This window comes from Cupriavidus sp. CER-90, assembly GCF_057652055.1.
Window position 1 is genome coordinate 1,196,857 of record NZ_JBYGYM010000001.1, and the last position, 12,398, is coordinate 1,209,254.

A 12,398-nucleotide genomic window follows, 5' to 3' on the forward strand; every position below is an offset into this window, starting at 1 on the left:
GGGAACCGGGCGGCGACGTATGCTGCTGTCATCACCGCCGGCGGCGTCAGGTCGAGACTTTCTTCATGATCCGCACGAGCTTCTCGCCGTAGGCCGGATCGGTGGCGTACCCCGCGCGCTGCAGGCCATGGGCGGCTTCCTCGGCGTTCGAGGCGGTCACCACGCCCGCATAGCGCGGGTTATTGCTGATCAGCTTCGCGTAGTCGTTGCAGGCTTCCTCATACGAGCCGTAGGCGCGGAACTTCGCGCGCACCTTCTGCGGCTGGCCGTCCACGTATTCGGTGGTCAGGATCTCGGTGGTCGGCCCCTTCCAGTTGGCGCCTGCCTTGATGCCGAACACGTTGAAGGTGCTCGAACCATCGGGATTGCGGATTTCCCGGCGGCCCCAGCCCGACTCCAGCGCGGCCTGGCCCACGATCAGCTTGGCCGGAACGCCCGAGGCGCGCGACGCCGCCATGGCCGGCTCGGCCATGCGGTTGACGAAGTTGCTGATGTGCTCCGGCGAATCGTCCGGCAACTGGCCCAGCTGCGTCTGGCCATTGCCTTGCCAGTCGGCCTGGTTCTGGTATTGGCGCAAACCGGCGGTCGGGTTCCATGCCGCGCCCGGCAGCGTGGTGCCGACTGGCGGCGGACCATCGGCGTCCGTGGCGCCGCGGCTGTCGAGCATCTGCGCCATTTGCGCGTCGCGCACGCTTGCGCCCGTGATCCCGCCGGCGCCATTCATGCCGGCCGGCAGTTGCGTGCCCGTGGCGCGCGCCAGCTGGCGAATCATGACATCGGCCAGGCCGATGCCGCGCGACGACAACTGCTGCGACATCTGCTGGTCCATCATCGACATGTAGAGCTTGGTCTGCTCGTTGTCGAAAAGGCCATCGGACGGCGTGGCGTCGCGCATGCTCTTGAGCACCATCTGCGTGAACACCGCCTCGAACTGCTTGGCAGCGGCCTGCAGCGTCGTCGCGTTGTTGCCGGCACGGGCCTGGTTCTTGAGCGACTCGAATCCCTGCGTATCCAGGGCAAACCGCTGCGAGATATCGGCCTGGCCGCCAAGCGTGTTACCCGCCGACATCAGATGATCTCCAGTTCGGCGCGCAGCGCGCCGGCGGAGCGCATCGCCTCCAGGATGGTCTGCAGGTCGGCCGGCGTGGCGCCCAGCGCGTTCAGGCCCTTGACCACGGCGGCCAGCGAAGCGCCTGCCTTGACGATCTGCAGCGAACCGCCGTCACGCTTGAGGTCGATCTGCGACACCGGCGCCACCACGGTCTGGCCCTGGCTGAACGGTGCCGGCTGGCTGATTACCGGCTGCGTATTGATGACCACCGACAGATTGCCGTGCGCAATCGCGCAGTCTTCCACGGTGACCGCCTGGTTCATCACGATCGAGCCGGTCCGCGCGTTCAGGATGACCTTGGCGGCGGCCTTGGCCGGCGTCACATCGATGCTCTCGATACGGGCCATGAAGCCCACGCGTGCGCTCGGCGTCTGCGGCATGCGAACCTGTACCACGCGGCCGTCCATCGCGGCGGCGGTGCCCGGGCCCATGTTGCGGTTGATCGCCTCGACCACGCGTTCGGCCGTGCCGAAGTCAGTGTCCTTCAGCTCCAGGTTCGTGAAGCCGTTTTCGGGCTGGAACGACGCCACCGCGCGTTCGACGATCGCGCCATTGGCGATGCGGCCCACGGCCAGCTGGTTGATCTGCACCTTGCTGCCGTTGGCCGACGCGCCCGCGCCGCCCACCAGCATGTTGCCCTGCGCGATGGCGTAGACCTGGCCGTCGGCGCCCTTGAGCGGCGTCATCAGCAGCGTGCCGCCGCGCAGGCTCTTGGCGTTACCCATCGACGACACCACGATGTCGAGCTGGCTGCCCGGCTGGGCATAGGCCGGCAAGGTGGCGGTGACCATCACGGCGGCCACGTTCTTGAGCTGCATGTTCTTGCCGGCGGGCAGCGTAATGCCCAGCTGCGACAGCATGTTGCTCAAGCTCTGCGTCGTGAACGGCGTCTGCATGGTCTGGTCGCCGGTATTGTCCAGACCGACGACCAGGCCGTAGCCCACCAGCGGGTTGTCGCGCACGCCCTGGAACGTCGCCAGGTTCTTCAGGCGTTCCGCATGCGCGGCGCCGGCGCCCAGACCCAGTACGAGCAGGAGCAGCAGGCAGGCAAAAGATACCGCGCGACCTGAGCGGGAAAGACGGCCGGGCGGGTTGCCAAAATACGAGCCTGGCTTGTGGAAAGGCATCGGAGGCAGAAACATGGCGGGATCAGTACGGTAAGACATTGAGGAAGAAACGCTGCAGCCAGCCCATGTTCTGCGCCTCGTCGATATACCCCTTCGCGGTGTATTCGATGCGCGCATCCGCCACCTGGGTGGACGGTACTGCGTTGTCGCCGGTAATCGTGCGCGGATTGACCACGCCCGAGAAACGAATGAACTCCGCGCCCTGGTTGATCGCCATCTGCTTCTCGCCGGACACCACCAGGTTGCTGTTGGGCAGCACCTCGATCACCGTCACGGTGATCGTGCCGTTGAAGGTGTTGGCGGCACTGGCGCCGCCCCCGGCCTTCAGCGAGTTGGCGCCGTTGATGTCGGCGTTCTGGCTGGTGCTGAACAGGCCGCTCAGGGCACGCGGCACCGCATTGAACGCCAGCGCGGTGCTGCCGGTGCGGTTGGCGTTGGTGGCAGAGTTCTTGCTCGCGTTGACGTTCTCGCTGATCACGATGGTGAGAATGTCGCCAACATTACGCGGCCGCCGATCCTCGAACAGCGGATTTCCCGCGTACGAGGATGCGTAGATCGAGCCCGTGGCAGGGGCCATCGCACGCGGCTCGGCGCGTGCGGTGGTGGGCATCTGCACAAGCGGCTCCCTGGGCATCATCGCGCAGCCGCCGCTTGCCAGCGCGGCCAGGCCGACGATGGCACGAACGACGAGTGGGCTGATGCGATACTGCGTGGCGGCCATGATCATTCCCGTTCTTAGCCCATCTGGCTCAGACGCTGCAGCATCTGGTCCGAGGTCTGTACCGCCTTGCTGTTGATTTCGTAAGCGCGCTGGGTCTGGATCATGCTGACCAGCTCTTCCACCACGTTCACGTTCGAAGCTTCGACGTAGTTGTTCTGCAGCGTGCCGGCGCCATTCAGGCCAGGCACCGACGTGTTCGGCGCCCCGGAGGCATCGGTCTGCACGTACAGGTTTTCACCCAGGCTTTCCAGGCCGGCCGGGTTCGGGAACGTGGCGACCTGGATCTGGCCCACCGTCGCAGCGTTGGTCGAGCCCGGCTGCATCACGGTCACCGTGCCGTCGCGTGCGATGTTCACCGACGTGTAGTTGGCCGGCAGCGTGATGGCCGGGTTCAGCACGAAGCCGCTGGACGTCACCAGCTGGCCGTTCGGATCCACCTGGAACGAGCCGTCGCGCGTGTACGAGGTGGTGCCGTCCGGCATCGTCACCTGGAAGAAGCCCTGGCCAATGATGGCCACGTCGCGCGAATTGCCCGTTTGCGTCGGGTTGCCTTGCGTGTGGATACGTTCCGTGGCCACGGGGCGCACGCCGGTACCCAGCTGCATGCCCGACGGCAGCACGGTCTGGTCCGACGACAGTGCGCCCGGCTGGCGGATCGTCTGGTACATCAGTTCTTCGAAAACCGCGCGGCTGCGCTTGAAGCCCGTGGTCGACACGTTGGCCAGGTTGTTCGAGATCACGTCCATCTGCGTCTGCTGCGCATCGAGGCCGGTCTTGGCGATCCAGAGAGAGCGAATCATGGAGTTGTCCTGGTTCGAGAGTTCGTTATGCGTGCGACGGGTGCCGCGCGCGTCATCAGTTGTTCGACAGCAGCGAATTGGCCCGCTGGTCGTTGGTATCGGTGCCCGAGATCATCTTCATCTGCATCTCGAAGCGGCGCGCGTTGGCGATCATGTCCACCATGGCCTCCACCGGATTGACGTTGCTGCCTTCGATCGCGCCGGCAATCACGCGCACGTTGGGGTCCTGCTGCAGCGCGTCCACGCCGGGACGCAGGCGGAAGTAGCCGTCGTCGCCGCGCGCCAGCCCTTCGGGCGGCGGCGTGACCACGCGCAGCTTGCCCACCTGGGCCAGGCCGTTGGCAGCCTCGCCCGGCCCGCGCGCCACGATGCTGCCATCGGTACCGATCGACACCGTCGAGCCGGGCGGCACGGCAATCGGGCCGCCGTCGCCCAGCACGGGCCGGCCGGCCGACGTCTGGAGCTGGCCGTCGGCCGACACCTGCAGCGAACCCGCGCGGGTGTAGGCCTCGGAACCGTCAGGCATCTGCACCGCCAGCCAGCCATTGCCCTGCAGCGCCACGTCGAGATTGCGGCCGGTGTAGGTCAGCGGGCCGGCCCTCATGTCGGCGCCGGGCGTGGACGCAAGCGTGAACGCCCGCGTCTGCATTTCCTGGCCTTGCACCGGGACGGCCCGGTACAGGTTCACCTGCGCCTTGAAGGCGGGCGTCGAGGCGTTGGCCAGGTTGTTCGATACCGCGGCCTGCTGGTCGAGTATCTGCTTGGCGCCCGACAGGGCGGTGTAGAGCATGCGGTCCATGGCGAGTGCTTCTGGCTAGGCGTCGATCAGATGTTCACCAGGGTCTGCAGGACGGTGTCCTGCGCCTTGATGGTCTGTGCGTTGGCCTGGTAGTTGCGCTGGGCCACGATCAGGTTTACCAGCTGGCCGGACAGGTCGACGTTCGACTCTTCCACGGCGTTGGACTTCAGCGTACCCATCGCGCCGCCTGCCGTACCCAGCAGTTCCTGGCCCGACGCGCCGGTGGCCGACCACACGTTGTCGCCTTCCGGCTTCAGGCCTTCGACGTTGCCGAACGATGCCATGGCGATCTGGCCCAGCGACTGGGTCTTCTCGTTCGAGTACGAACCGAGGATCGTGCCGTCTTCCTGCACCGAGAAGCCCAGCAGCGCGCCGGACGCATAACCGTCCTGCACGATCTTCTTCGGGTCGTTGTCCGAACCGAACTGCGTCGAGCCGGTCAGGTCCAGCGTGGCCGACATCGCGGCAGCGCCATTCTTGGGCGGCAGGGTAACGGTTGCCAGCGCGGCCGGCGTGACCATCTTGCCGCTGTTGTCGAATTCGACCGGAATGGCCGCGGGCGCGGCCGGCGTGGGGTTGCCCACGGGCGTGCCGTCCGGCAACGTCAGGTACATGTTCCAGATCGTGCCCTGGGTGTTCGGGGCGGCCGGCGTGGTGTTCGTCTTGGCGAAGTACGCGGTCAGCTGCTGCTTGTTGCCCAGCGAGTCGTACACCGTGATCGACGTACTGTAGTTGAACATCGACGAGGTCGGCGGGTTGCCCGCGCTCGAGGTAAACGCCGGGTTGGTCGGCAGCGTGCTGCGCGAATCGAGCTGGAACTGGGCCTGGATCTTGGTCGTCGGCTGCGGATTCATCTGCGCGTTGCTGATGACGATCGGTTGCGGTGCCACGCCGCCGGCGGTGGTGCCTGCCGGGTAGCCCGTCACCTGCAGGCCGGTGGCGTTCACCAGGCGGCCGTCGTCCAGGCGGTTCAGCTGGCCGTTACGCGAGTAGAACACCGAGCCGTCGGTGTTCGTCAGGCGGAAGAAGCCGTTGCCGTTGCTGATGGCCACGTCGAGGTTGCGGCCCGACGTCGAGATGTTGCCGTTGGTGAACGACTGCACGACGGCGTTCACGCGCGTGCCCAGGCCGATCTTGGAGCCTGCGTACACGTCCGCGAACTGTGCCGTCGATTGCTTGAAACCAACGGTGTTCGCGTTGGCGATGTTGTTACCGATCACGTCCAGGTTGGACGCCGCGGCGTTGAGGCCGCTTACCCCTTGACCAAAACCCATGATGTTTCCCCTAAGTAGGCTGTCGTTCGTGAAATGCCCGCGCGTATGCCCGGACCGGGTGAATCGTTATCAGGAAATGCGGCGCACGTCGTCGACGTTGGCCTTCTTGCCGTCGCCCAGTTCCACCAGCACGCCCGAGCTGTCGCCGCTGATGGCCTGCACCTTGCCGTAGACCAGCGCGACCGGCGCCACGTCCTTGCCGTTGGCGGTGGCGGCCACCTTGAAGGTGTAGTCGCCGTTTTCCACGGCGTTGCCCTGGTCGTTCTTGCCATCCCAGGCGATGTCGTGCACGCCCGCGGTCTGGCCCTTCATGTCGATGTTGCGCACCACGTTGCCGTTCTTGTCCAGCACCTGCACGGTGACGGCATCGGCCGTCGACGGAATGTCCACGCCGATCTTGCCGACGGCGCCGTCGGCCACGCTCACGGTGGAGCCCGGCACCATCACGGTCTTGCCGATCAGGCTGGCGGAATCCATGGCGCGGCTGGCGGCGGTCTGCGTCAGCAGCTGCGTCATGGTTTCGTTCATGGTCTGCAGGCCGCTCACGGTGCTGATCTGCGCCAGTTGCGACGTCAGCTGCGCGTTGTCCATCGGATTGAGCGGATCCTGGTTGTTCATCTGCGTGACCAGCATCTTCAGGAAGTTGCTTTGCAGGTCGGCGGCGCTGGCGCTGCCGCTTTGCAGGGCCTGGTTCACGCCCGAGTTGGAAGTGCTGTTGCCTACGGTGGAAGTTGCCATGGTTGTGCGGTGGATTCCGGAAGAGATTTGGTTCGGGGTGCTGCCGTTACTGACCGATGGTCAGCGTCTTGAGCATCATGTTCTTGGCGGTGTTGAGCACCTCCACGTTGGCCTGGTAAGAACGCGACGCCGAGATCATGTTGACCATCTCTTCCACCGGGTTCACGTTGGGCATCGTCACGTAACCGTTGGCGTCGGCCAGCGGATGCGTGGGGTTGTGAATCATGCGCGCGGGCGCGGAATCCTCCATCACGCCGGCCACCTGCACCCCGCCCACGTCGGACTGCCCGGGCGTGGGCGCCATCTCGAAGATGACCTGCTTGGCGCGGTACGGCTGGCCGTTCGGCGCCACGGCGCTGTCGGCATTGGCCAGGTTCGACGCCGTCACGTTCATGCGCTGCGACTGCGCGGCCATGGCCGAGCCGGCCACGTCGAAAATATTCATGGAAGCCATGGTGTCTCCTTCCTTACTGCTGGATCGCGGACAGCATCGTCTTGATCTTCGAGCTCATCACGGTGAGGCCCGCTTCGTAGTGCACCGTGTTGTCGGCAAACGCCACGCGCTCGGTGTCCATTTCCACGGTGTTTCCGTCGATGCTCGACTGCAGCGGAATGCGGTACTGCAGGTCGCGGTCGCTCGTGCTCATGGCCGGCGCCTGGGCGGGCAGATGACGCGCGGACGTGGTCGACAGCGACACGCCGTCGCGCTGCTGGTTGCCGCGCTCCACCGACTGGGCCAGCGTGCTGGCGAAGTCGAAATCGCGCGCCTTGTAGCCCGGCGTATCCGCGTGGGCGATGTTGGAGGCAATGACCCCTTGCCGCTGGGTCCGCAGGCTCAGTGCTTCCTGCTGGAAGCGGAACGCCGCATCGAGTCTGTCCATGATGTCTGCCTTTCCTGCAATGGCTTCATTTCGGGGAGAGAGCTGCCGTAGACCTGGGTATACCTGCTGGTTACCGCCGGCCGGGCTTCTTCAGGGTTGCCATCTTAGGGGCCGGGTTGTCACGCCAATCGTCTGAATAGGGCCGAGAAACCTGTGCATTTCCGGTTCGGCTTCTCGCGCGAGGCTGCCTACAATGGGTCCCACTGACTGGCATGGCCGAACGCCGCATCGCGGTGCCAGGCGGCGTCACGCAAGGCGCCCCGGTCAGCGCGCGGCACGGCTTTCATTCACGGTGGGCAGGCGGCGCGCGACGTTTACAGATGTTCAACTGTTGTGCGACGGCATCGCACGCCTGACGGGTATACGACGCCCCGGCCATCGCTGCCGTCTCCATCCTTGCTGGGATGCCCTATGAATTTCCATCGACAGGCCGTCACGCTGATGGCACTGGCCGGCATTGCGCTGGCGGGCCCGGTACTGGCCGCCGCACAGGCCACGCCGGTCGCGCCGCCGGGCGCCGCCCAGGCGCAGGCCGCCCGCAATCCTTTTGCCAACGACGACCCGGCCCGGGTTGCCGTCGAACAGTTCCTGCTGCGCCAGTCCGCGGGGCTGCCGGGCAAGGTCAGCGTGCAGGTGGTGCCGCCCTCGGGCGGCCGCGCGCCCGAATGCGTGGACCCCGAACCGTTCCTCCCCGCCGGTGCCGCGCCGTATGGGCGCGTCAACGTGGGGCTGCGCTGCGGCGGCGAACGCCCCTGGACGCGCTATATGCAGGCCCGTGTGTCAGTGCTGACTGACTACTACGTGGCCGCGCGCGCCATGGGCCCGGGCGAAACCGTCACCGTGGCGGACCTTGAATTGCGTCAGGGCGACCTGGGCGCACTGCCGCGTGCGGTGGTGACGGATGCGTCGCAACTGGAAGGGTCGGTCGTGGCCAACCGCATCGCGGCCGGCTCGCCGATGCGCACCGACCTGATCCGGAAGCCGATCGCCGTCAAGTCCGGACAGACCGTCAACGTGACCGTGATGGGCGATTCGTTCCAGCTGTCTAGCGAAGGCAAGGTGCTGACCGACGCCGCCACGGGCAATCCGGTGCAGGTGCGTCTGCGCAACGGCCAGGTGGTCAGCGGCGTGGTCCGCAGCGGCGACACGGTCGTGCTGCAGCAGTAAGCCCAAAAAGCATCAAATACGTCACTTTTTTTAGATTTTCGCAGTAACGGGAAGTTAGTCATCACACGGGCTGGGATCCCCGGAACAGCAGGAAGCAGACAGCCGTATCCACTGGCGCAGACGGACCGTGCGAGAATGCGGGCCACCGGCTCCGAGGTCGACCCGAAAACCGGCGAATCCGCCGGCAGACTGCCTAAAGTTTCCGGTGGCCAGGTCGATAACTCAGAGGAACCCAGCAAGGATTTCACCGTGAAGATCAACAACTCCACTCCGTCCCGGCCCGCCGACACTGCGGCTACCGAAGGCAACGCCCGTGCGGGCGCCAACGGTGCCACGTCTACGGACCCCTCCGCCCTGACCGGCGTGCGCGTCAGCCCCCTGGCCGCACAGGTGCGCGACATCGGTACGCGCCTGATGCAGGACAGCGATAGCGACATCGACGCCGCCAAGGTTGCGGAAGTCCGTCAGGCCATTGCGGAAGGCCGGATCAAGATCGATCCAAGCAAGATCGCCGATGGCCTGCTCGCCTCTTTGCATGAGCTGAGCCAGGGCGGTAGCCAATCCTGAACCTGACATGAGCCAAGCTGCACTGATCCAGTCCCTTTCGGTTGAAGCCAACGCCATCGCCGCTTTCGGGCGCGCCCTCTCTGAAGAGCGCGACGCCATCAAGCGGCAGGATTTCCAGGCACTGAGCGAACTGCTCGACAAGAAGGTGGCACTGGCTCAGGCGCTGACCCGCGCCTCGGCCTCCCGCGAGGCGCAGATGATCGCGCTTGGCCTGCGTGTCGGCGACGGCGGCCTGCTGGTGGGCCGCGAAGTCGAACCGGCCGTCACCGAGGCATGGCGCAAGGTGGTGTTCTTCGCCCACAAGGCCAACGACGCCAACGAACTGAATGGCGCCATCGTCAACGCCCATCTGGAATTCACGCAGGAAGCCATCCAGGTGCTGCGCCAGGGCGGCATGGGACCGAACGAGATGTATGGCCGCGATGGCAAGGCCCAGGCGGCCGCCAGCGGCGTGAGCCTGGCCGCGGGCTGAAGCGCCACCCCGCGCCGTCGGCGCGTCAGAGCCTGCCTACGTCAGGCTCGGCCATTGCCTGATCGCAAACGACAGGCATCCTCCCTACATTGACATTGAGCCACCCGCTGTTGCCTGCCCGGCGCAGCGGAGTGACGTCCGGTAACCAAAAGAATCTCCGGAGGTACAGCCATGTCATTCCTGCTCTATGTAATCGGTCTCGTGGTGCTGGTGGGCGGCATCGCCTGGGGGCTATCCGTCGCCGGCGTCGCGCACGTCTATATCGGCATCGCCTGCGTGATCGTGCTCGGCATCGGCATCATGATGGCGGTGTCGCGTACCCGCGCCAAAGATCCGTCATGATTGCCACGGCTGGCTGACACCGCCGTGGATCTCGAACGCTCAACGCCGGGGCTGGCCCGGCCCGCCCAGCCGCAGAATGTAAACATTGCGGAACATGGGCCTCGCTCTATACACTCGAAGCGTTCAGATCTCCGCACGGTGATCGCCGCCATGTTCGAGGCACTGCGAAAAACAACCAGCGCGCTGCTAGACCCCGACCGACGATTCCGGCAGGCCCGCATCTTCCACGCCACGCGTGTGGCGCTGGCTCTGCTGGTATCGATTGCGCTCACCACCGGCATCAATATCCCCCACGGCGAATGGGCCACCATTACCGTGCTGGTGGTCATCGGCGGGCTGCAGCACCACGGCAATATCCGCCGCCGGGCCGCCGAGCGCGGCGCCGGCACCCTGATCGGCGCACTGATCGGGCTATTCCTGATCATCCAGGAAACCTACTTCGGCATCCCGACACTGACCTGGGGCCTGATGGCCGTCATCTGCGGCTACTGCGCCTACCACGCCGTAGGCAAGGGCGGATACATCGCCCTGCTGACGGCGGTGACGGTGGTCATCACGGCAGGACACGGCAACCAGGATGTGTATGACGCGCTGTGGCGCACCGTGGATGTCCTGATCGGCACCGCCATCGCACTGGTCTTCTCGTTCGCATTTCCGGCGTATGCGTCATATTCCTGGCGGTTCAAGCTGGCCAGCCTGCTGCGCGCCTGCGCCGCCGTGCATGCCAAGATCGAGCGCGGCGAGCGCGACGAGAAGGAACGGCAGCAGGACATGATGAAGCTGTCGGGCCTCCTGGTGCAGATGCGCAGCCTGATTCCATCGGTGTCGAAGGAAACCCGGGTGCCGACGGCCGACCTGGAAGAGGTTCAGCACAGCGCCCGGGTCTGCATCAGCGCCCTGGAGATGCTGGCCGCCATCGACCCCGACGCCACCGAAGAAACCAGCGGCGAGCGCAATATCCGCGACCTGCTGCTGGAAATGGCGGCCGCGCTGGAAGCTGCCGACGAGACGATGGTGCACCAGCACGCCTCGCTGCCGTCGCCGCACCCCGACGATCCGTCGATCGGGCACAGCTCCCATGCCTTCCTGACGCTGCAGCTTTCGGCCGAACTGGCTCACCTGCGCGATCACCTGTCGAAGATGGCCGCGCAAACCCGGTTTCCGTACGGACGCCGCTGAATGGCCGCCGCCTCCCCTGGCGGCGCGGTGTCAGACAACATCCCCTTGCCTTGCGCGCCGCCCTCGGCCACATTGAGGGCACCCCGTCCCGGTGTGCCGCCATGCAACTCCTCGACGCCCGCATCCGCCTGGTGCTTCGGCAGCCCTGCCGTTTCCTGCTCGATGCGCTGGTCCACTTTCGCGCCAACCAGGGCCTGCTGCTGGCTGGCGCCGTGGCTTACTACGCGCTGCTGTCCATCGTGCCGCTGCTGATCCTGATGCTGATCGGGCTGTCGCAGCTGGTTGACCCTGTCGAACTGCTGGAAACCGTGGAACGCTATCTCGAATGGCTGTTGCCCGGCCAATCGCACGCGCTGGTCACGGAACTGGCCCGGTTTCTTAACAATCGCGGCGTTATTGGGTGGGTGCTGGCAATCACGATGGTTTTCTTCAGTTCGCTGGCATTCACGGTGCTGGAGAACGCGATGTCCGTGATCTTCATCCATCGCGTGGCCATCCGGCGGCGCCATTTCCTGGTGTCCGCGATCCTGCCCTACTGCTACATCCTCGTGCTCAGCGTGGGGCTGCTGATCGTGACCGTGGTGGCGGGGGGCCTGCAGACCATCGGGGAACGGCATCTGGAGGTGCTGGGCCACGACTGGTCGCTGGGCCGACTGTCCGGCTGGCTGCTATATGGGCTGGGCTTCGTGGGCGAAATCCTGCTGCTGACGTCGATCTACCTGGTGATGCCGGTCGGTCGGCTATCGGTGCGGCATGCGCTGGTCGGCGCGGTCTTTGCCGCCGTCCTCTGGGAAATCTCGCGCCATGTGCTGGTCTGGTACTTTTCGACACTTTCCCAGGTCGGCAAGGTCTATGGATCGTTGACCACGGCCATCGTGGTGCTGCTCAGCCTGGAGATCGCCGCCACGCTGCTGCTGTTCGGCGCGCAAATCATTGCCGACTTCGAGCGCGGCGGCGAGGCACCCCGGGGGGCAACCGATGGCCAAACCTTTCGCACGTGATCGCCACGACTAAAAGTCGGCAAAAGATCACACGACACTGCCAAATACCCGAGCACCTTACTCGAACTCTTCTATAAGACATAAGAATCGAGAATTTTGCAGGCTCCTGATTCCGACCTAAATTGATGAACTTGCGTGCCATTGCATGCCGAAGCCGGAAAGATGCGCAAATCGGCGATGAATGCCGCTGCATACAGCACACAAATTTCACATGAAGGA

15 protein-coding genes are annotated in these 12,398 nt (G+C 65.3%); 6 read left to right on the forward strand and 9 right to left on the reverse strand.

From position 1 onward, the window contains the following. Positions 1-46: 46 nt before the first annotated feature. From flgJ to flgB, 9 genes are all read right to left on the reverse strand, one after another. Positions 47-1,069: a flagellar assembly peptidoglycan hydrolase FlgJ gene (gene flgJ / locus AC24R4_RS05400; RefSeq protein WP_153950105.1), complete on the reverse strand. Its 1,023-nt coding sequence runs from the start codon at positions 1,067-1,069 to the stop codon at positions 47-49. Continuing rightward, positions 1,069-2,253: a flagellar basal body P-ring protein FlgI gene (locus tag AC24R4_RS05405; protein WP_400393966.1), complete on the reverse strand. Its 1,185-nt coding sequence runs from the start codon at positions 2,251-2,253 to the stop codon at positions 1,069-1,071. The genes flgJ and AC24R4_RS05405 overlap by 1 nt, the downstream gene beginning before the upstream one ends. A gap of 7 nt (positions 2,254-2,260) precedes the next feature. Next, positions 2,261-2,965, reverse strand: coding sequence for a flagellar basal body L-ring protein FlgH (flgH, locus tag AC24R4_RS05410; RefSeq protein WP_153950103.1), 705 nt, complete (start codon positions 2,963-2,965; stop codon positions 2,261-2,263). Between the two features lie 8 nt (positions 2,966-2,973). Further along, a complete protein-coding gene (gene flgG / locus AC24R4_RS05415) occupies positions 2,974-3,759 on the reverse strand; it encodes a flagellar basal-body rod protein FlgG (RefSeq protein WP_092598974.1) in 786 nt (261 codons plus the stop codon). A gap of 55 nt (positions 3,760-3,814) precedes the next feature. Then, a complete protein-coding gene (gene flgF / locus AC24R4_RS05420) occupies positions 3,815-4,558 on the reverse strand; it encodes a flagellar basal-body rod protein FlgF (RefSeq protein WP_153950102.1) in 744 nt (247 codons plus the stop codon). Positions 4,559-4,584: 26 nt separating this feature from the next. Beyond that, positions 4,585-5,832, reverse strand: a complete 1,248-nt coding sequence (flgE, locus tag AC24R4_RS05425; protein WP_487522453.1) for a flagellar hook protein FlgE — start codon at positions 5,830-5,832, stop codon at positions 4,585-4,587. Positions 5,833-5,901: 69 nt separating this feature from the next. Continuing rightward, the gene (locus tag AC24R4_RS05430; protein ID WP_153950100.1) at positions 5,902-6,570 is read right to left on the reverse strand and encodes a flagellar hook assembly protein FlgD; all 669 of its coding nucleotides are present in this window, start codon (positions 6,568-6,570) and stop codon (positions 5,902-5,904) included. A gap of 46 nt (positions 6,571-6,616) precedes the next feature. Beyond that, entirely contained in the window at positions 6,617-7,024 is a 408-nt protein-coding gene (gene flgC, locus AC24R4_RS05435) for a flagellar basal body rod protein FlgC (protein WP_092598962.1), read from the reverse strand. A 13-nt stretch (positions 7,025-7,037) separates the two neighbouring features. Beyond that, positions 7,038-7,454 carry a flagellar basal body rod protein FlgB gene (flgB, locus tag AC24R4_RS05440; protein WP_066742590.1) on the reverse strand — a complete coding sequence of 139 codons (417 nt, stop codon included), beginning with the start codon at positions 7,452-7,454 and terminating at the stop codon, positions 7,038-7,040. Between the two features lie 408 nt (positions 7,455-7,862). Between flgB and flgA the strand changes: the two genes are divergently transcribed. The 6 genes from flgA to AC24R4_RS05470 all read left to right on the forward strand — a co-directional run bounded on the left by flgA (position 7,863) and on the right by AC24R4_RS05470 (position 12,179). Further along, on the forward strand, positions 7,863-8,618 hold the full coding sequence (gene flgA / locus AC24R4_RS05445; RefSeq protein WP_153950098.1) for a flagellar basal body P-ring formation chaperone FlgA: 756 nt from the start codon (positions 7,863-7,865) through the stop codon (positions 8,616-8,618). Between the two features lie 249 nt (positions 8,619-8,867). Then, complete coding sequence (flgM, locus tag AC24R4_RS05450; RefSeq protein WP_175459923.1) at positions 8,868-9,185, forward strand: flagellar biosynthesis anti-sigma factor FlgM; 318 nt, start codon at positions 8,868-8,870, stop codon at positions 9,183-9,185. 7 nt (positions 9,186-9,192) lie between these two features. After that, positions 9,193-9,657, forward strand: coding sequence for a flagellar protein FlgN (locus AC24R4_RS05455; RefSeq protein WP_400394697.1), 465 nt, complete (start codon positions 9,193-9,195; stop codon positions 9,655-9,657). Positions 9,658-9,828: 171 nt separating this feature from the next. Continuing rightward, on the forward strand, positions 9,829-9,999 hold the full coding sequence (locus tag AC24R4_RS05460) for a hypothetical protein (RefSeq protein WP_175459908.1): 171 nt from the start codon (positions 9,829-9,831) through the stop codon (positions 9,997-9,999). A 150-nt stretch (positions 10,000-10,149) separates the two neighbouring features. Next, complete coding sequence (locus AC24R4_RS05465) at positions 10,150-11,178, forward strand: FUSC family protein (RefSeq protein ID WP_400394694.1); 1,029 nt, start codon at positions 10,150-10,152, stop codon at positions 11,176-11,178. A 101-nt stretch (positions 11,179-11,279) separates the two neighbouring features. Then, positions 11,280-12,179: a YihY/virulence factor BrkB family protein gene (locus AC24R4_RS05470; RefSeq protein ID WP_487522454.1), complete on the forward strand. Its 900-nt coding sequence runs from the start codon at positions 11,280-11,282 to the stop codon at positions 12,177-12,179. Positions 12,180-12,398: the final 219 nt, after the last annotated feature.